Genomic DNA, 20,499 nt, shown 5'->3' with positions numbered 1-20,499 from the left:
GTTAAAAAGGTTGCAGGGCGCTTAGAGGACCGTGAAGGAGAACTTGCTCGTTTTCGCCAGGATGATCTTAAACTTGAGGCACAGACCAAACTTGATGATAAGCGCGCAGATTTTGATGCTCAGCGCTCAGATGCAGAAGCAAAGCTCGATGATGCACAGCAACAGCTCGTAGATTCTTACAGCAAGCTTGAGGACGGCGAGACAGAATATGCCTCGGGCAAGAAGAAGCGTGATGATGGCGCAGCAGAACTCAGTCGTAAACGCAACGATGCTCGCAAGCAGTTTGCTGAAGCAGAAAAGAAATTAAATGAGGGTAAAAAGCAGCTCGATGAAAAAGAAAAAGAGTTGTTAGCAAGTCTCTCCGAACTAGATCCTGCCCCAAAGGATTTGTCGTCTGCAAAAGAGATAGTTACCAACAATTTAGAGCAGCTCAACGCTGGTATACGTCAGCTCGATCAAGGAATTGATCAGTTAAAGCAAGGTATTGATGGTCTCGCCCAACTAAGAGACGCTCTTGTCCAAGCACAAGCTGCTGTCTCTCAACTAGAGCAAGCCAAACTACAACTTGGTCCGGCTTGGACAGACGAGCAAGAACAACAGCTCCTTGCTGCAAAAGCTCAGCTTGAGAGTTTACAAACGCAGCTTGAGGCGCTCACAACTCAACTGGGAAATAATCCCGAAGCAAAGCTTTCCCAGCTTGAGACTCAGCGCCAGCAGTTGGATGCTTCTCGCAAGCAGCTCACGTTTGCTAGCGAGGGCATTGATCAGCTGCAGACCGCCAAAACAAAGCTTCAGTCTGGTCGTGATGAACTTGCGACACAAAAGGCCGAAGCTAATAAAAAACTTGATGCAGCACAGGCAAAGATTGATGACGCAAGCACACAGTTAAGTAACTCTCGCACAAAGCTCGATGATGCTTGGACAAAGTATTATGACGGCAAAGCAAGCTACGAGCAAAATCGTGCCGACGCCGATAAAAAGTTTGCTGATGCCGAAAATGATTTTGCTGAAGCTCAGCGCAAAATCGACGAGATAGAGCTGCCCGATATTTACGTACTTGATCGTACAAAAAGCGAGGGTGCGGCAACCTATCATGCAGATGCGCAACGCATGGATCGTATCGCGCGCGTATTTCCTCTCATGTTTTTCCTCGTAGCGGCTCTTGTATCGCTCACTACGATGACACGCATGGTTGAGGACGACCGTATACAGATTGGCACCTATAAGGCGTTGGGCTTTAGCACCGCAACAATCGCGAGTAAGTATTTAGTCTATGCAGCTACAGCCAGCATTACAGGCGCAATGATTGGCACCCTGGTTTTGACCCAAATTTTACCCTCGGTTATCACGAGCTCTTATTCGATTATTTATGCTGTGCCTGAGCTCAAAGTTCCCCTGCCTATCGACCCTGTAATTGCGCTTTTTGCAGGAGGGCTGGGTGTTGGTGTGACCCTGCTTGCAACTTGGGGTGCTGTGGTCTCTAGCTTGCGTTCTACGCCTGCAGAGCTGATGTTGCCACGTGCGCCCAAGGCGGGAAAGCGCATTCTTTTAGAGCGTTTAAGCCCCATTTGGCGCCATCTGTCCTTCTCATGGAAGGTTACTTTTCGTAATCTCTTTCGTTATAAGCGTCGTTTTTTGATGACAACAATTGGTATTGCGGGTTGTACGGCTTTGCTGCTGGTGGGCTTTGGCCTTCATGATTCAATTTGGGACATTATTGATCGACAATTTGGGCCTGTGGTGCACTATGACACGACAGTCGGTCTTAATGACAGTTCGACTACGGCCAACGTAGATGCAGTGGCAAGTTACCTTATGAACTCAACGGATGCGAGCCATCTGGTACGTGCACGCCAAGAAAACCTACAGGCGAGCTCTGCTTTTTATGGGAACAAACACCTGCGCATGCAAGTCATAATTCCGCAGGATTCCAAGGGGTTTGACGAGGCAATTAGCTTCAAGGATCGCTTGTCCGGGCATAGTCTAGACTTCAGCGATGATTCAGTTTTTGTTACCGAAAAAGCTGCGAATTTGTTAGGCGTTTCAGTGGGAGATGAGATTGAGTTATACAAGCAGGACGTTATCGGTAGTGCGGTAGGAGAGCCTCAGCGTCTGCGTGTCACGGGTATTGCGGAAAACTATGTAGGTAATCTGGTATACGTGGGTCGTGCGAGCTGGTCAAAAATTGGCGACGCGCTGACAGATGGCAAGGATGCTGCCAATCCGGTCTTTTCAACGATTTTCTTTTCTCGTGGCGCTGATACCAACAAAGAAAAACTTTCTGCTGGGCTGCACGATTTGACTGGTGTCGCGACCGTCGAATATGTGGATGAGACTATCAACACCTATCGCTCGATGCTTTCGGTTGTCGATAAGGTTGTTGTCGTGCTGATTGTTTCGGCGGCAGCGCTGGCATTTATTGTGCTTTACAACCTGACCAACATTAATATTGAGGAGCGAAAACGCGAGATTGCTTCACTCAAGGTGTTAGGTTTTACTCGTCGCGAGGTCTATGCCTATATCTTCCGTGAGATTGGTATGCTTGTAATTATTGGTGATATTGCAGGCCTCATATTGGGCACCTTCCTCGAGCGATTTGTAGTAACTGCGGCTGAGGTTGACTATGTGATGTTTGGCCGCCTGATACATCCGGCCAGTTACGGCTTTGCGTTTGGTCTGACGCTGCTCTTTGCAGCTGCGGTTCTTGTGATGATGCGCCGCAAGCTGGATCGTGTGGACATGGTGGAAAGTCTCAAGAGCGTAGACTAAGCACGCCTCAGCGCATGCCGTAGCGCACTCATTTTGCAGGAGGATTGCATGATTAAGCTCGTATTGACCGATATGGATGGTACCGTTGTACCTTTTGGCAAGATGAGCGTTTCTGATCGCACGATTGCTGCAGCTCACAAGCTGCTTGATGCAGGAATTGCCTTTGGTCCTGCGACGGGACGCTTGTCTTTTGATCTTGCCTCATATTTTCGCAATGATGCCGCTTGTTATCAGACGGGCGTTTTTGCCAATGGCAAAATGGTGCGTTATCAGGGTGAGACAATCTATTCTCAGCCAATGGATCCCAAGCTGATGAATCGTTTGGTCGAAGCTCTGCGAGATGTGGATGATTGCTTTGGCTTTATCTGTACCCCTGATGAGAGGGGAAATAGTACGTTTTCTGCGGTCGAGACTACTCGCGCAAAAATTTTGAGCATAGTAGATGACACGTTGATGCCTCCCGATATTGCCATTATTGATGAGCTTCCTGACCAGCCCATTTATACGATGAGTATTCTTTTTGGGGACTCATTAGGTAGCGTTGAGCAAGCAGCGCAAAAAATGCAGGATATTGTTCCTGAGTTTGACTACGTTTGTTCATCTCCCCATGTTTTTGATGTGCTGCCGCGGGGACTTTCCAAGGCTGATGGAGCTGTGGCGTTGATTGACTATCTAGGATTAAGTCTCGACGAGCTTGTCTTTTTTGGCGATGCAGACAATGACATCACTATGCTTGAGCGTCTCACGCAAACTTTTGTAGTGTCAAACTGCTCGGAGGCAGCACGCAAGTTGGGACGTTGGATCATCGGAGATGCATCCGATGACGCTCCGGCTCAAATTATGGAAGAGATTGCTGCAAGCGGGGGTCAGCTTCCTGCTATTGCTCGCTAGGGCTTGTTGTTTTTAGTGCAGCATCCACCTCAGCTAAAAGCTCTAATCCTCGCTCTTCTAGCATGAGTGACTTTGCGTGTGTGGCAAAACTTACAGGTCCATGTGCCGACACAAAGTGCATTGCGGTGGTATCGCACGCAAGGTGGGAGCAAAAAACGATCATTTCCTGACCGTCACCAAAAGCTTTCTCAAGAAAAGCAAGGGCACGATCCATGCGAAGCGCCGTTTCGTTGCACATAGCTGCAGTGGTATGTACTGCTTCGTTAAAGCAGGATTTTGCGCTATCAAGACAGCTTTGCTTGTTGGCGCCTGCCATAGTCTTACGAGCAACTTGCTCGCGTAGCTGTTCGAGCAACTCAAGATGATGTAGAAAGACAAGTTGACGTTGACCCTGCTTGCCCCGAGAGCGCCCGTCTTCAAAGCGATGACGAAGCTTATTGAGGATTTCGTCAAGCAGTGCAAGTGGCTGGGCATCGGACGATTCATTGCAGCTGGTCTGCCAGCTTATAACGTCCTTGCGCAGAGCATGGAGCGCAAGTTCGGTGGCATCTGTCTCGTGGAGCTCTGCGGTAATAGCTGCCAGCAGTAGATTGACCACAGCAACACGCTCGTCAAAGGCTGCATTATGCGCTCGAGTATAGATTTTTTCATCAAGATTTCCCGACAAAATATCAGCAACTTTGTAGTCATCCTCGTATTTGGCAAAGAGCTCAAAATAGAGATTGAAGTCTTCTGCAACCTCGCGATCTTGCAGGTACTGCGAGATGAGCTCACCGTCAATCTGCAGGCCTTCATGGGAATAAGCTTGCATCATACGTGAGAGATCTTCCCAGCCGCGTGCCGTTACGATACGAGCATCGGTGCCCGAGGGACGTACGCGATAGAAGTTTTTTGTCTTGCCCTCAAGGTAGCTGGTAATAGCTGGATGAATAGCATGGATGCGGGCATAATCCAGCCAAATATCAAGGTCGGGTTCTACATCAATTTTTTTGAGACGGTCCATCATTGCAGGATCAAAGGGGCGAGCAGCGCGATTGTATTCGGGTGGGTTGCCTGCACATACAATGGCCCAACCATCGGGCAAGCGATGCTGTCCAAAGGTTTTGTACTGCAAAAACTGCAGCATAGCAGGGGCTAAGGTTTCGCTTGCACAGTTAATCTCATCAAGGAAGAGAATGCCTTGGGACTCACCTGTGTCCTCAATTGCGTCGAAAACTGCTGCAATAATCTCGCTCATCGTGTAGCGAGAAACACGGAACTCTTTGCCTCCAAAGCTGGAGCTTGCGATATAGGGAAGGCCAAGTGCACTCTGGCGTGTGTGGTGGGTGATGGAATAGCTTACAAAGTTGATATCCAGACGGTCTGCAATCTGCGCGACGATGGCGGTTTTGCCGATGCCTGGAGGGCCCATCAGGATGATGGGGCGTTGCATCTGAGGTGGAATACGCCACATACCATGTTCGTCTTGGCTCAGATAGGCCCGTACTGCCCCTTCGATTTGCTTGCTTGCCTCGAGTATATTCATCGCGTTCCTCCTTGTGCGGCATGCGTGACTTGCGTGTTTTTGCGTTTGCCATAGACAGATAAAGATTCAAATTCGCCCGGATGGAGCACTAGTTGCTCTGCCCAGGCAGGAACAATTTCTGGTCGATGGTCTTCATCATAAAAGACAAATGCGCATTTGAATGGTGGTGCTTGACGGGGATAAATCCCCCAGCCATCAGTGAAGTAAACCAAGCCTCGTAGGTTGGTAAACTCACCTTCCTGCCAAAGTTGTTGCACATAGCGGATGGCAGGGCGAAAGTCGGTACCGCCTAGTCCGCGCAGCTCTATATGACTGCGCCAACGCGCAAGGTCGGCGGCATTGTTGATGCGAACGTCAGATTGCACGCGGGTGTCTGCCTGAATAATATGGATACAGGCCCGCTCAAAAAAACCGCCTTCGGTAGTGAGCACATCGTATGTGGCATCGATGAAATCTTGCACAACTTTTTTGGTAACTGAACTAGACGTGTCAATAATAATTGCGAAGTCACGAACACGATGTTCTTGGCGATATTCCAGAGGCTCTATCAGAGGCATGTCGCCGTAGAGTTCAAGTCCATAAGTATAAAAAACGTAATCAAACTCATCTTCAGAGAGACGTAAGTCTTCACTTTCAACGGCAAATTGACGGAGAAATTCACGGTAATCGCGCTGTTTGTGGTGAGAAACTTCAAGAGACCCCATAAGAGTTTGCAAAGAAGTCGCTTGATTGCGGGAAAGTGTCTCGAGATCAACGCGCATTTGCTGGGCGATATGTTCCCATGTTTTTTCAGCATCAGAGGAAAGGTCGTTGAGCAGCTCGCTTGATTGGAGTTGGCCTGAGATATGCTCATCGCTAAAGTCATGGGAGCTGCTATCGGCGATATTCGAACTTTGGTCGCTCTGTTGGGCAATCTTAGACGATGCATCTTCATCTTCTGTGGACTTGCTGTTGGACTGCTTGTTATCTGGGGATTGCGAAGAGCTTTGTTCTGACGAGTGCCATGCTTGATGACTATCTACCAAAAAAAGCTGAGACCAACGCGCAATTTTTTCTTTGTGCTTCCCACGCGCAAAAAGATGATAGATGCGTTCTGTGGTGAGCGGACCGTTAAGCTCCGATGCTACAAGTCGGAGAATTTCAAGACGCTCGCTCTCAGATGGATCGTACTCGGCCTGACTATAACTGGTGGCAAGTTCAGTGGTTATTTTTGGCATGATGGGCATCTTGTTAAAAATCTCTTCGCACAGTGCCCAGCAGACCATATCCGCCGCTACATCCCAGAGCGCATGCTCAATCTCGCCCACAAAAGGATGGAGCAAAATGCAATGCAGCAGGGTGTGTGCATATTCGCGTGTGGGCAACGTGCGTGTTCGTGCAAAATTGCCCAGCAGAATTTCGGGGTTTGCCCATAGCGTCGTGCCGTTCGTTGCCATCGCGCAGGGAAGTTGCTGCACCTGTGGTTGCAATGCACCTGTTGCTGAAGCTAAAAAAGGTGCTGTGGCGATGATTTGGCTGCGAGTAAGTTCTAGTACTTTGTGTGCGAGAGTTGTATGCTCTGCATTTTGTTTGTCATCTATCCCCTGAGGTATCAAGATGCCACTCATCGCTCACCTCCTGTAAGTACTTAGAATTTTTTATGTACCCATCGTCTCACAGTGAGCAACAGAATCAATAGGCTTTTGCGCCTCAATCGACTATAGGAGAAGGTCGGCGAGAGAGGAGCTTGGAGTAGCTGCCGTATCTGCTGCGGCAATGGTGCCCAGCAGCCAGGCAACAAGTTCTGTTTTGCCCGCTTGTGAGGCCGCATCGAGCGCACGCCGGAGTTCTTTTATGCCAACTTGAGCTAAACTTGACCAGCGTTTGACCTGATCAAGATCGCCTGCTGATGCGAGTACTTCAAGCAAATAGGCGATTTGGTTTTCACGAGCATCTTTTGCAGCAGAAAGATTGATCGCCCGGGCCAGCTGCTGTACCAGCTCAACATCTTTGCGTAGCCAGCTGAGTTCTTCGAGTGCCGCAAAAAACGCAGAAGGTTCCTCCACACAGATAAATTTCATGACGCGTATGCTGCCTCGGGGGACAAACATCTTGCGCATCAGCTCAAGGAGACGCTCATCACCAAAATGTGGGTCATAAGGATGTAAGCGATGCAATTCAAGTAGGTGATGACAAAGCGTTAAACACTCCTGTGCAATCTCTTGATCTTGTTTGTCATGGCGCAGTGCATGCCAAGCACGAACCAATGACGCACGAAATAAATCACAAAATACCGTTGCTGAAAACCTCGCTTCTCGAGCCAGTGTAAGTACTGTTGCGCAGCAACGCGCAATATCAAAATTTGTTTCGTATGGTGCACCGCATAGCTGCTCATGATCATGTGAGGGACGAAAAACTTCGGTAGCAACAGTGGGATCCATAGGATTGAGCAAAAAAGTGACACTACGCCGTGTGAGAGCAAAACGGGTCAGTACCTCATCGGAGTGCAACAAAACCCCGGCCCAATGGGGGTGGCGGGGAGAGGCAAGCAAATCTACTTCACGGGTAAGTAACTCACGTGCTGCCTCGACGTGCGCATAGCGCAGTGCCAATACAAGTGCCCAACTCTCATAGATAAAAGGATGTGCATCAGCTGTGATTGTGCCTAACGCGCTATATAGACTTGAAATGCGTGCGACATCGCCTGCCGCTGCCGCACGCTCTAACAGATCAACACAGGCTATGGGCGAAAGCTTGCGCAGCTCTTCTAGGTCGATATCCGAAGCCTCTTCTATAGCGAGCTTCTTTATAACTGACTGTTGATTTTGCTGAAACTGTGTGTTGCTCACAGGCCACCCCTCTTATGGTTGTTCGCTGAATTGAGATTAGGCGTTTGTTCTACTTTTGTGCAAGAGTCCTGCTTGAGACATCGGTCAAGCGTGCGCCTACCGTGTGCATCGGCCGTCTGGCTTCCTTTTGATTGTGCGCTTGGTATAACATGCGCTAACCTCACAATAATGGAGGGAGAATATCCATGCCTGCTATTCTTACGCATGATTTTTTTGGACATGATTCGCTCGGAGCAGTTTCGGCGGTTCTCGGCTTTGAAAGCTTCGATGAACACGATGCTTTTTTGCTGGGAAACCAAGGCCCCGATCCTTTGTTTTATCTGCTAGCCGATCCACTCATTGACGCTCGTACACATGATGTCGGTGAGCTCATGCATCATTTACGTCCAGCGCGTCTTCTTTTGGCATTGCACGATTCGCTTGCTACCCTGCCTTTTGCTGAGCGTCATGTCGCAGAGGCCTATGCAGCTGGCTTTTTGTGTCATTACCTGCTCGATTCCACAGTTCATCCGTTGGTATTTGCCGAGCAGTACGGTATCTGTGATGCAGGTATTCCAGAACTCGACCGCAGTGACGGTGGCCGTGTCCATGCTGAGATTGAGCGCGACCTCGATGAAGCAGTGCTTTTCTCACACAAAGGCGTCACTGTTAAGGAACATATTCCTTGGAAGGAATGCCTGCGAGCAAGTGACGCTACGCTCGGCATAATCGACAAGATGTACGCCTATGCTATTCGTTGGACATATGGGCGCAGTTTGCCACGTCATACCTTTACACACGCGGTTAAGTCTTTCCGTTTGGTGCAGCATCTCTTTTGGGCACCATGTGTTGCTAAGCGTGAGTTACTTGGCAAATTAGAGCAGAGATTTTCGCACCAGCGCTACTCGCTCTATCGTGCGATGGCGCATCGTCTTCGTGCTGAGGCTACATCAGATTTTGACAATCGCGAGCGTGCCACTTGGACCGATCCTTTTACGGGTAAATTACGTTGTGAGGGCTTTTGGGATTTGTATCAAGCGGCGCAGGAGCGCGTTCAGAGTGCAACGCAGGCTTTCTTTGCGGCTGATTTTGATGAGAGGGCGGCTCGTCTCTTGACAGGCGGTCTTAATTTCAGCGGCGAGGTAGTCGCAGATGATTTGCCTGAAACGTATGTGCAGGCTCAGACTGCGGCAACGCTTATTAACGATGGAGGGGAGAGCTGAGGAATGCCATCCTTGCTCGAGGGGATCGAAGGGCCGGAGGACTTTAAATCCTTTACGGTTGACGAACTCCGGAGCCTGGCAACAGAGATTCGTGAGACCCTCATCTCGGCCGTAACCGAGACTGGTGGTCATATGGGTTCGAATCTGGCTGTTGTCGAGGCAACGGTGGCTCTACATTATGTGTTTGATTCGCCACGCGACAAAATTGTGTTTGATACGTCTCATCAAAGCTATACGCACAAGATGTTGACGGGTCGTGCGTATGCCTATACCGATCCTGCACGCTATGGCTCGGTCTCCGGCTTTACCAATCCTGCTGAAAGTGAACATGATCTGTTCCGTTGTGGTCACACTTCAACTTCAATCAGTCTTGCTTGTGGCTTGGCAAAAGCTCGCGATCTTACGGGTGGTCACAACCGTGTGGTGGCCCTTATTGGTGATGGCGCCTTGTCGGGTGGCCAGGCTTTTGAGGGTTTAGATAATGCCGCGGAGCTAGATAGCGGTCTTATCATTGTCTTTAACGATAACGAGATGTCCATCAAGGAAGATACGGGCGGTATGTACGCAGGACTTGCTGAGCTCCGCGCAAGCAAGGGGAGCTCTACCCGCAATATCTTCCGTGATTTTGGGTTGGACTATCGTTATGTTGAGCAGGGCAATGATGTAGCTGAGCTTGTGCGCGTCTTTGATGAGGTCAAAGACATCGACCATCCCATCGTCATCCACATCCATACTACTAAATCCAAAGGGTGGGCTTGGGGCGAGCAGCACCGCGAGGCTTCACATTCAATACCTGCAGCAGGCACACATCCTCTGCCGCCTGAACTTGATTACCGGGCAATTACCCGCGCTTTTATGGCACATAAGCTCAAAAGCGATCCATCAGTTGTTATCGTTAATGCGGCAGCACCTGGTGGCTGTGGCTTGCCTGCAGAGTTTCGCAAGGCAGCAGGCAAGCAGTACGTAGATGTGGGCATCTGTGAGCAGCATGCGGTGAGTTTTTGTGCAGGCATTGCCCGCGGCGGAGCAAAACCAGTCTTTTTTGTACATTCGACCTTCTTGCAAAGAGCCTATGACCAGCTGATTTCTGATCTCGCACTTAACGATACGCCCGTGGTTATCCTCGTTTTTGAAGGTGGCTTCTCATCGCTGGACTCCACCCATATTGGTGTTTTTGATATTGGCTTTACAGGCAATATTCCAGGGCTGACTTGTTTGTCTCCAGCAAGTCGCGAGCAATACATAGCGATGCTGGACTGGGCAATTGATCAAGATGATCGACCCGTGGTTATTCGTGTACCCGACCATGTACTTACTGATGCCGACATGGGTATTGAAACCCCAAAGGTATTTACCACGGCTGACGTTGCTCGTTATGATGTGCTCAAACGCGGTAGCAAAGTAGCGCTTTTAGGTCTTGGAGCTGCGGTTGATTTGCTTGGTGAAGTGGCACATGAATTGCAGTATGCCAGCAATATAGATCCCACGATTATTTCGGCTACGGCCTATTCAGCATTGGATTGGCGCTTACTCGATGATATTTCTTCCGATCATGAGTTGGTTGTAACCTTTGAAAATGGCATCCTTTTTGGTGGTTTTGGCGAAAAAGTAGCACGATATCTTGGTCACACGAAGGTACGCACTATCTGCTTTGGTGGCACCAAAGAGTTCATTGATCGTATGCCTGCGGCGGTTATGCGTCAGCGTTATCATTTGGAGCCAGGAGCAGTGGCTGCAGATATTGTTTCTCAATTGGAGAAGATGCAAAGCGAGTAGGGAGGTAGTGATGGCGACCTATGTTTTTTCGGACGTGCATGGTCATGCAAGGACGCTTGAGCGCCTGCTTGACCGTATCTCGCCTGCTGCCGAAGATCACATCTTTATGTTGGGCGACATGATTGATCGTGGACCTGATCCCCTGGCTGTCCTGCGTATTTGCCGTGGGCTTGCCGATGGGGGAGCTACCGTGCTGATGGGCAATCACGAAGATTTAATGCTCGCCTATTACGATGACCCTGGCGATCTGGCAAACTTTGCCAATTGGGCAATAAATGGCGGTGGTACTACCAAAGAACAGCTCGAGACTCTTTCCAAAGAAGAACTTCTGGACCTGCTTGATTGGGTACGTGCCTTGCCACTTTCTGCTTATACCCGTGTCTCGGGACAGCTCTATCTCTTTGCTCATGCGGGTATTCAACCAATCATTCCTGTGCCTGCAATGGCAATCGATGCGACCGCTCGTGATGAAGATCGCATTCATGCCATTGTGGACAAGCAGAGCCCCGAAGCTTTGATGTGGGTGCGTCAGGAGTTTTGGGGATGTCCGACTGGTCTTGTGGATAAAGAAGGCAAAGGCATCATTGTTGTTGCAGGTCATACGCCTACTCCCTATTTAGATATCATGGCGGACCGTCCTGATCGCAGCGGCGCTGATAAGGATGGTTTGGGTCGCATGGTACGTGTGGGAGCCTGTGCAGAGACGGGCAATGTTGCCGATCGTTGGGATATCGATTCGGGTTGTGCGGGTGGCCATGGTTTTGGCAAGCTGCTTTTCCTGCGTCTTGATGATGGGTCGGAATTTTACGAGCCAGTGGGCAAGGACGAATAAATGCAAGTCTCCCAGTTGGTGACTCATCCGTTGCCACCAATTTTTGATAAGCAAAGCCGTGTGCTCTTGCTTGGTACGATGCCCAGTCCGCTCTCGCGTGAGCTGGGGTTTCACTATGCCAATCCACGTAATCGCTTTTGGGCGGTTGTCTCAGCTCTTTGGCAAGAAGAAAAGCCTCGCACTGATGCTGAGCGTCATGATTTTTGCCATAGACATTGTCTTGCTATTGATGATGTGCTGGCAAGTTGTCATATCTCAGGCGCTGCGGACTCAACTATCACAGATGCCGTGCCTAATGATTTGCGTCGCATTTGTGATTACGCATCCATTCAGAAGGTATTTTGCACGGGAGCTACAGCGACACGCCTTTACCGCAGACTGATTGAACCCAACTTAGGTCTACCCTGTGTTCAGTTGCCATCGACAAGTCCTGCTAACGCGCGTATGCGCCTTGCTGATTTACTCGTGGCATGGGAACCAGTGCGCATTGCCGCTGATGAGGCGGGTGAGTTGTAGTGAGTTTGATACAGATGATTGAGGATACAGAATATCGCTCACTGCTCATTGAAGCGTCAGCGGCAGACTTTTTGCATGGGGCACTCGAGCTATATGAAGGCGATTTTGGGTGGAAACAGCCCGCGCGTTTCTTGTCTGTACAACAGCACGCCCTAGGGAGTTGTCAAGCATGGCATCCAGGCTTGTATCGTCAAATGGGGCGTACGAGTGCAGGAATTTGTCTTGAGTTTGAGACAGATTCTCATGAAGTTGCTCTTGAGCTACGTGTTGAACCGCTTTGGGACGGCATTAAGACACTGGTGGCATCTGCTGCTATGGACAATGAAAACTATGATGGTGTTTCCTGTGAGGTTGACGGCAGATGGCTTTCGCCCTCATGGGGCAAGCCGCGTATACCAACTGCCGAGGAATTAGCCCCCATAGAAGACTCTGTTGACGAGAAAGCGACAAAAAGGCAGCTTCGATTTGACCCTGGTCGTCTGGTGAGCTTTGTGCTCAGTGATTCTGCGACAGCGCCAGCGACTGGTTTAAGAGCGCTTCCTGGGTTAGGGAAAACACATCATGTACGCCTGTGGTTACCCTGCCTCTACGCAGTAGAAATTCGCCGGCTTTTTGGTGATGGTACCTATCTAAAAGCTGTGGATATGCGCCCCGTTTTGTTGGTTATGGGGGATGCAGCCACACAAGGACTTGCAGTAGGAGATCCTGCACGCACCTGGTCCGCACGACTTGCGCGTAGCAATGCTTGGGATTTGCTTAATCAAGGCGTTGTGGGCCAGGTATTTCAGCCTGGTATGGCAGCGAGTCTTTATGAAGCAAAGCTTTCACTTGCAGGTATCGTAGTGTCATTTGGTGAGAGTTTGCGTCATGAGCCGTGTCAAGAGCGAGAAGTTGCCCGCAATGTCAGAGCTTTTCTCGCTGAAATTGCGCGCGTGTGGCCACATACTCCTTGTTGGGTATTGACACCGTTTTGGCATGATGAGGAAAGTTCGCCAACTCACCCTCGCAGCTGCTTTGGGAGCCTGTCTTTTATGCTTGAAGCCAATGTTGCTGCTCATGATCAGATGCGTCTGGTAAATGGATGTGAGCTTATGGAAGGTCGCCTGCGTGCTCTTGGGGGCAACAGCGGTTTGCCAGGGGATGCAGCTCACAGGTCTATTGCTCGCCGTTTGGAAGCCATATTCCACACATACTGATTTTGCTGTCTGGATGAGCGTCTATACTTTTTTCAGACAAACAATGATGAGCCTGAGGAGGGCCTGTGGATATCGAAAAAGAAGCTCGGATCAATCGTCTTGCACCCGATTTACCCATCAAAATCTCTGCTAAAACGATGGCTCGTGTTGCTGATTTGCGCGCATCGGGTCAGATGTCGCCTTTTGCTTGTAAAAATACCTCAGCAATCCGCCGTGACCTTTCTGATCGTGATCGCGACACGGCTCTGCGTCCTGCTTTTTTGCGTGATATCGAAAAAATCATGCACATGGGTGCTTACAATCGTCTTGCAGGCAAGACGCAGGTCTTTTCTTTTCGTGCAGATGACGATTTGGCTCGTCGCGGTCTGCATGTGCAACTAGTAGGTCGTGTTGCTCGTGATATTGGCCGCGGTTTAGGTCTTAACGAAGATCTCATTGAGGCTATTGCATTGGGTCACGATATTGGACATACCCCCTTTGGGCATGTTGGAGAACGCTACCTTGATACGATTTTTCATAAGCGTACGGGTCGCTATTTTCGCCATAACGTTCAGAGTGTGCGGGTACTTGATGTGCTGGGTGGGCGCAATCTTACCTTGCAGACCCTTGATGGAGTAATTTGTCACAATGGCGAGTTTGAACAGCAAGTTTTTGAGACGAGCGGTCTTACGAGTTTTGACACCTTTGATCGTGTTGTCGATTCTTGTTGGGAGCGCGGTGATAAAGTTATCTCTCATATGCGTCCGATGACGCTTGAGGGTTGCGTTGTACGCGTATCCGATATGATTGCTTATATAGGCAAAGATCGCCAAGACGCTATCCGCGCAGGTCTTGCAAGTGAAGAAAGCTTTGATGATGGCTTAGGTGGTGCATACAATTCTTGGGCACTTTCTGCTTTTATTGCTGATGTTGTTGAGAATAGTTTTGGCAAAGATCGAATTGAGATGAGTGAGCAGGGCTTTGCTGAACTACGCCGAGCAAAGCGTGAAAATGCGACAAAGATTTATACTTCCAGTGAGGTCAATGGCGATTTTGCAGGACCGATTGAGGAGTTCTTCTCACATCTGTATATGCATGAGCTGGAGGTGCTCAAATCGGGTGATACCAGTTCTGCCATTTTTGTTCAGCATATTGAGCCTATATGTCGTCATTTGGCACCCTATGGCAATACCTATCGTTGGGAAGATGATCTCGATCTAACGGTGATGGATTTTATTTCTTCCATGACAGATGAGTATTTTATGGCCAGTTGTGAGGCGCTTTTTCCAGAGGCTGCTGAAATCTTCCCCCGTCGTACTTATTTTGAGAACGTCTTACCCTAGGGCGTAGTGCGTTACTATCAAAGATATGGATACGCTTTTTTCTGACATAGAACGTTATAAGCGCAATCTCAATGCGCCGCTTGCTGTTCGTATGCGTCCGCAAACTCTTGCTGAGTATGTGGGACAAACAGAAGCGGTAGGCGAGGGGAGTTGGCTCCGCCGTGCCATTGAACGCGATGCCCTCTCTTCAGTGATTTTTTATGGTCCTGCAGGTACGGGCAAAACAACCTTGGCGCACATCATCGCGCATAGCACTCATGCTGAATTTGTTGAGGTCTCAGCTATTACGGGCACGGTCAAAGATTTACGTCGCGAGATTGAGCTTGCAAGTAGTCGCCTGTTAAGCTCTGGACGCCGCACGATTTTGTTTGTTGATGAGATCCATCGCTTTAATCGTTCACAGCAAGATGCCCTGCTTCACGCCGTGGAAGACAGGACAGTTGTGCTCATCGGCGCTACGACTGAAAATCCTTTCTTTGAAGTGAATTCTGCCCTGATTAGCCGCTCAAGGGTTATCGAGTTGCATCCTTTGAGCGATGAAGATATCCGTGAACTTGTCACTCGCGCTCTAACAAGCCAAAACGGCCTTGCAGGAATGTATGTTTTGGCACCTCAGGCACTCACAGAGATTGTTACTCTTGCGGGTGGTGATGCCCGTGCTGCACTGACCAGCCTAGAGCTTGCAAGTCAGATGAGTGATCCGGCTACTCCTGAAGCGCCCTCTACTATTACCCTTGAACATGTGCGGGATGCCAACCCTCGACGAGGCTTGACCTATGACAAAGCTGGCGACATGCACTACGACATTATTTCGGCTTTTATCAAGTCCATGCGCGGGTCGGATCCTGATGCGGCACTCTACTGGTTGGCTCGGATGATTGATGGGGGAGAAGATCCCAAATTTATTGCTCGTCGTATCATGATTGCTGCATCTGAAGATATTGGCAACGCTGATCCACAAGCTCTGCTTGTAGCAGAAGCTGCATTTAAGGCAGCAGAGGTGATTGGCTATCCTGAATGTCGTATTAATCTTGCACAAGCGGCCATCTATAACGCTTTGGCTCCCAAATCCAATGCTGCCGAAGCAGGCATTGATGCAGCTTTAGCAGAAGTACGGCAGGGTCCTCGCCGCGAAGTACCCAGTCATTTGCGTGATCGTCATCGTCCTGGCTCCGATGAATATGGCAGCTATCTGTATCCACATGATTACTCTGCAGGTTGGGTCGAACAGCAATATCTGCCTGATGGTTTGAAAAAAGGTGATTTCTATACCCCGAGTACGCGCGGCTGGGAGGCATGGCGTATAGAGGCGACAGGACGTGATCGTATAGAACAGTCAGGCAAGTAGTACGGTCAAGTTGGGTAGAATGTGCTCAACATGGCAGTTACTGTATCTGGAGGCTTAAATGGAACCGCTACAAATTGCGCTCATCGTCTTGGTTGTCGCAGGCATTTGGGCCATTGTTGAACTTGCCCTTACGCTGCGCAAAACCCGCAGTGCTGTTGAGGAAGTGACACATTCCGCACAGGAGGCTATCGAGCAAGTTCAGCCTATTATCGCTAAGGCTGATGGTATGGTTGACGATTTACAGCCTTCTATGAAGCATGTCAATCCTATGTTGCTCAAGGCCACTACATCAGTGGATTTACTGAATGCCAATTTGGCAGAGCTTGATGGTATTTTGAGTGATATGTCCAATGTTTCGGGCGCTGCCTCTCAGGCAACCCTTGCTGCTGGTGAGGTCGTTGATCATGCTGCTTCTGCTGCTGCAGGATTAGTCAACAAGATTACTGGTAAAAAGAACAAGAATGCTTTAGATACGCCGAATGCGGCACACGAACCCGCACGCTTAACTGATGCCAGTGAATCCGAACCATCTGCTGCCAATTCAAACGAGACTGCTCTCGAATCTGCGCCAACACAGGCGGACAGTGGGTATGTGACCTATGACACAGCAGCTCAACCTACTTTTGAGGAGCAGGAATAATGCAGGATCGAGTACGTTTGAATGTCCCCGCAGAGCCCCACTATGCGCGTTCTGTTCGCATGTTGGCAGCTACTCTGGCAGTTTCTTGTGGTATGTCGGTAGATGATGTCGAAGATGTGCGTATGGCTGCCGAGGAAGGCTTTGTGTATGCTTGCTCAACTGCGCCTCAGACTTGTGGCATCAGTTTTGAGCTGGCACCCAATGAGGTCACCATCGACTTTAGCCTTGGCCTTAATGAAGCACGTCCCGATCAAGACAACGAGGCTGAACTCGGGGGCGACCTTTATTTGGTAGCTCTTCTTCTTGAGGCCGTGTGCGATGAGTTTTCGCTGATAGATAGTGATGAGGGCTCATATCTACACCTCGTGAAGAGGACGGCACATGTCGAGTAGCGAAACCTTTCCCCCTGCGAGCAGTGAGTCAAAATTGACTTTGGGCGTGAGCGCAGACAAGCCTGATAGTTCTCAGGTACCCTTGTCGGAACTTAGCTCGACAGATGAGGCACGCTCTGCTCGTCGTCGTGCTCGCGCTCGTGCTCGTGTGAGTGGACGTCCCGTTTGGGATCGCGACCGCACAAGAGCACTCTTTGCTCAGTATCGTGCAGGTAATGAAGACGCTCGTCAGCAACTTATCGTCAATCATCTCAACTTGGTGCGTTTTTTGGCTTCCAAATTTAAGAACCGCGGAGAACCGCTAGAAGACCTCATTCAGGTGGGCACCATCGGTCTTATCAAGGCGATTGACCGTTTTGAGCCCGATCGTGGTCTTGAGTTTACGACGTATGCCACGCCTACCATCATGGGCGAGATTAAGCGCCACTTCCGTGATAAGGGCTGGTCAGTGAGGGTACCTCGCCGTCTGCAAGAGCTTTCCCAAAAGGTTTCTGCAGCTACCGAGACCCTAACTCGCGAACTACAGCACTCTCCTTCGGTGGAAGAACTTGCTGAGCACGTGGGCGCGACGGTGGATGAAGTACTGGAAGCCATGGAGTCTTCGAGTGCCTATAACTCAGTGCCTCTGGAGTCAGGCAAAAACGAAGATGATGAGTCGGCAGCCGTGATTGATCGCTATGTCACGATTGACAAAGATCTTGAGGGTTCCGATGATCGTATGTTGCTTGAGCAAGTGATGACGGACTTCTCGCCTCGCGAGCGCGATATTGTGCGCATGCGTTTTGTTGAAGGCCTCACACAGGTAGAGATTGCCGAAAAGCTCGGCATCTCTCAGGTGCAGGTTTCTCGTTTGCTGCGCCGTACTTTGAGCAAAATGCAAGAGCGTATTGAAGCCAAGCCCAAGGATAGCTCAGAAGAGAAGACCAAAAAATAGCAAAGAGCGGGCTTTGTGACCCTTGTAGGTTTAGCACTCTTTTTTTGCAGAAGCGCTGATACAGCATATACTGTGAGGGTTGCACAGGCATCCGATTGATGAATGGAAGACAGTCCATGAGCACGTCTGACCGAAAGTACATGACCACTGCAGAAATCCGCGAGGACTTCTTACGTTTTTTTGAAGGCAAGGGCTGCAAACTTTATCCCTCGTCTTCCCTTGTTCCCGAGGATCCTTCGCTGCTTCTTACCAATGCGGGCATGAATCAGTTCAAGGAGTACTACCAAGGCATAAAGACTATGCATGAGATTGGCGCGACATCTTGCCAAAAGTGTCTGCGTACCAATGATATTGATAACATCGGCGACTCCCGTCACTTGTCCTTCTTTGAAATGCTGGGCAATTTTTCTTTTGGTGGTTATTCGAAGGCAGATGCTATTGCCTGGGCTTGGGAGTTTATTACCTCGCCTGAACATCTGGCCCTTCCTGCCGATCGCCTCTATATGACGGTTTTTGAAAACGATGATGAGGCCATCGAGCTGTGGCACAAACAGGGTGTGGCATACGACCACATCTCGCGCCTGGGCGAAGAAGACAATTTCTGGGCAGCTGGTCCTACAGGTCCCTGTGGTCCTTGTTCTGAGATTTATTTTGACCAAGGTCCTGAATTTGATGGAGAGGCGCCAGGGGACGATGGAGACCGCTTCCTTGAGTTTTGGAATCTTGTCTTTACCCAATATGACCGTCAAGAAGACGGTTCGATGCCTGACCTGCCTCACCGCAATATCGATACAGGCATGGGCCTCGAGCGTATTGCTGCCATCATGCAGCATCAACACACCAACTATGAAGGTGATGTTTTGCGCACGCTCATTGGCGTAGGCGAGCAGCTTTCGGGTAAGAGTTATGGCGAGGATGATTCGGTTGATCGCAGTCTGCGCATCGTAGCTGACCATAGTCGTGCGGTAGCTTTTATGATCGGTGACGGTATCTTGCCAGGCAACGATGGCCGTGGGTATGTTTTGCGTCGCTTGCTGCGTCGTGCTGTCTACCATGGTCGCCTGTTGGGTATCAACGGCTCCTTCCTCACTTCCTATACCCATGAGGTGGCTCGTCTTTTGGGTGATGTATATACCGCATTAACTGAGCAGCAAGCGCTGATTGATGGCATTGTTGGTGCCGAAGAAGAGCATTTCTCGGCTACGCTGGACGCTGGTGAAGCAATTCTTGCCGCTGAGCTTGACCAGCTTGCTGCTGACGAGGTTTTGCCTGGCTCTGTAGCTTTCCGCCTGCATGATACCTACGGTTTTCCCATTGATTTGACGCGTGAGATTTGCGAGTCACAGGGGCGCGGCATCGATATGGATGGTTTTGACGCGTGCATGGCCAATCAGCGTGAGCGTGCGCGTGCTGCAGCCAATCGCGATGCTTGGTCTACTGCTGCGAGCATTTGGGTAAGTCTCTCGGACCGTTTGCCCGAAACTGAGTTTGTGGGCTATGACCACGAATGTCTTGAGGGTGCCAAGGTGATTGCTCTGATTGCTGAGGGTACAGAGATTGAGCAAGCCGTTGCTGGTAGTGAAGTTGAAGTTGTACTTGACTCTACGCCTTTCTATGCTGAGATGGGTGGCGAAGTCGGTGATACTGGCTATCTCGAGACCGCTGATGGCGTTGTTTTGCGCGTTAATGACACCAAACATCATGAGGGTGGCATTGTTGCTCATGCCTGCATGGTTGAGGAAGGCACGCTTGCTTTAGGCTCTACCGTAACGGCCACGGTCGATCACGGCCGTCGCGAGCTTATTCGCCGCAACCATACCGCAACTCACCTATTGGATTCTGCTTTGCGTGAGGTATTGGGCGAGCATGTGAGCCAAGCTGGTTCGCTGGTGGCTCCCGATAAACTGCGTTTTGACTTTACTCACTTTGAAGCTTTGACCGCAGATCAGCTTGCTCGCGTTGAAGGCATTATCAATGCCGAAATTTTTGCTGCAAAGCCCGTTGTGACGCAGCTTATGAGCATCACTGAGGCAAAGGCAGCAGGCGCTATCGCCTTGTTTGGCGAAAAATATGGTGATGTTGTCCGTGTGGTATCTGTCGGTAAAGAAGAACAGCCCTTCAGTCGTGAACTGTGCGGTGGTATTCACGCTCATAACTCTGCCGATCTAGGCTTCTTCAAGATTATTTCTGAGAGTTCTTCGGGCGCAAATGTCCGCCGTATCGAAGCTGTGACCTCAGCTGGCGCAATTTCTTATGTTGATGAGCGCTTGTTAGTACTTGATCTGTCTCTTATACACATCTCCGAGCCCACGAGACCGTTATTCTAAT

At 49.9% G+C, this 20,499-nt stretch carries 15 protein-coding genes and 1 pseudogene; 13 read left to right on the top strand and 3 right to left on the bottom strand.

Going from position 1 to position 20,499, the window contains the following annotated elements; all coding sequences use genetic code 11:
* Together Q0X25_RS03160 and Q0X25_RS03155 are read left to right on the top strand one after the other, a co-directional pair.
* Positions 1–2,769, top strand: a 2,769-nt coding sequence (locus Q0X25_RS03160) for an FtsX-like permease family protein (RefSeq protein WP_298578985.1), incomplete at its 5' end; no start/stop codon positions are given.
* 48 nt (positions 2,770–2,817) lie between these two features.
* Positions 2,818–3,660: an HAD hydrolase family protein gene (locus Q0X25_RS03155; RefSeq protein ID WP_298578984.1), complete on the top strand. Its 843-nt coding sequence runs from the start codon at positions 2,818–2,820 to the stop codon at positions 3,658–3,660.
* On the opposite strand, the gene Q0X25_RS03150 is transcribed toward Q0X25_RS03155, so the two are convergent.
* From Q0X25_RS03150 to Q0X25_RS03140, 3 genes are all read right to left on the bottom strand, one after another.
* Positions 3,647–5,185, bottom strand: a complete 1,539-nt coding sequence (locus tag Q0X25_RS03150; RefSeq protein ID WP_298578983.1) for an ATP-binding protein — start codon at positions 5,183–5,185, stop codon at positions 3,647–3,649. The two genes, Q0X25_RS03155 and Q0X25_RS03150, sit on opposite strands and share 14 nt — an antisense overlap.
* Entirely contained in the window at positions 5,182–6,792 is a 1,611-nt protein-coding gene (locus Q0X25_RS03145; RefSeq protein ID WP_298578982.1) for a VWA-like domain-containing protein, read from the bottom strand. The genes Q0X25_RS03150 and Q0X25_RS03145 overlap by 4 nt, the downstream gene beginning before the upstream one ends.
* Before the next feature lie 90 nt (positions 6,793–6,882).
* Positions 6,883–8,013, bottom strand: coding sequence for a hypothetical protein (locus Q0X25_RS03140; protein ID WP_298578981.1), 1,131 nt, complete (start codon positions 8,011–8,013; stop codon positions 6,883–6,885).
* 185 nt (positions 8,014–8,198) lie between these two features.
* Here Q0X25_RS03140 and Q0X25_RS03135 point away from each other — a divergent pair, with 185 nt between their 5' ends.
* From Q0X25_RS03135 to alaS, 11 genes and pseudogenes are all read left to right on the top strand, one after another.
* Positions 8,199–9,215 (top strand): hypothetical protein, encoded by a 1,017-nt coding sequence (locus tag Q0X25_RS03135; RefSeq protein ID WP_298578980.1) that lies wholly within the window; start codon positions 8,199–8,201, stop codon positions 9,213–9,215.
* A gap of 3 nt (positions 9,216–9,218) precedes the next feature.
* Positions 9,219–10,991: a 1-deoxy-D-xylulose-5-phosphate synthase gene (locus Q0X25_RS03130; protein ID WP_298578979.1), complete on the top strand. Its 1,773-nt coding sequence runs from the start codon at positions 9,219–9,221 to the stop codon at positions 10,989–10,991.
* Positions 10,992–11,001: 10 nt separating this feature from the next.
* Positions 11,002–11,823, top strand: a complete 822-nt coding sequence (locus Q0X25_RS03125) for a metallophosphoesterase family protein (protein ID WP_298578978.1) — start codon at positions 11,002–11,004, stop codon at positions 11,821–11,823.
* The gene (locus tag Q0X25_RS03120; RefSeq protein WP_298578977.1) at positions 11,824–12,339 is read left to right on the top strand and encodes a DNA-deoxyinosine glycosylase; all 516 of its coding nucleotides are present in this window, start codon (positions 11,824–11,826) and stop codon (positions 12,337–12,339) included.
* Positions 12,339–13,535, top strand: a complete 1,197-nt coding sequence (locus tag Q0X25_RS03115) for a hypothetical protein (RefSeq protein ID WP_298578975.1) — start codon at positions 12,339–12,341, stop codon at positions 13,533–13,535. The genes Q0X25_RS03120 and Q0X25_RS03115 overlap by 1 nt, the downstream gene beginning before the upstream one ends.
* A 137-nt stretch (positions 13,536–13,672) precedes the next feature.
* A complete protein-coding gene (locus Q0X25_RS03110; RefSeq protein ID WP_298578987.1) occupies positions 13,673–14,857 on the top strand; it encodes a deoxyguanosinetriphosphate triphosphohydrolase family protein in 1,185 nt (394 codons plus the stop codon).
* A 25-nt stretch (positions 14,858–14,882) separates the two neighbouring features.
* Positions 14,883–16,205, top strand: a complete 1,323-nt coding sequence (locus tag Q0X25_RS03105; RefSeq protein ID WP_298578974.1) for a replication-associated recombination protein A — start codon at positions 14,883–14,885, stop codon at positions 16,203–16,205.
* Positions 16,206–16,263: 58 nt separating this feature from the next.
* Positions 16,264–16,845 (top strand): DUF948 domain-containing protein, encoded by a 582-nt coding sequence (locus tag Q0X25_RS03100; protein WP_298578973.1) that lies wholly within the window; start codon positions 16,264–16,266, stop codon positions 16,843–16,845.
* Positions 16,845–17,237: an ATP-binding protein gene (locus Q0X25_RS03095; RefSeq protein ID WP_367270383.1), complete on the top strand. Its 393-nt coding sequence runs from the start codon at positions 16,845–16,847 to the stop codon at positions 17,235–17,237. Before Q0X25_RS03100 ends, Q0X25_RS03095 begins: the two co-directional genes overlap by 1 nt.
* Entirely contained in the window at positions 17,227–18,171 is a 945-nt protein-coding gene (locus tag Q0X25_RS03090; RefSeq protein ID WP_298578972.1) for a SigB/SigF/SigG family RNA polymerase sigma factor, read from the top strand. The genes Q0X25_RS03095 and Q0X25_RS03090 overlap by 11 nt, the downstream gene beginning before the upstream one ends.
* 116 nt (positions 18,172–18,287) lie before the next feature.
* Positions 18,288–20,453 (top strand): annotated as a pseudogene (gene alaS, locus Q0X25_RS03085) (alanine--tRNA ligase); the annotation flags it as partial.
* Positions 20,454–20,499 lie beyond the last annotated feature (46 nt).

It is taken from the genome of uncultured Olegusella sp. (assembly GCF_947253395.1).
Taxonomy (GTDB): domain Bacteria; phylum Actinomycetota; class Coriobacteriia; order Coriobacteriales; family Atopobiaceae; genus Olegusella.
This window is presented reverse-complemented; position numbering and strand designations above follow the sequence as displayed.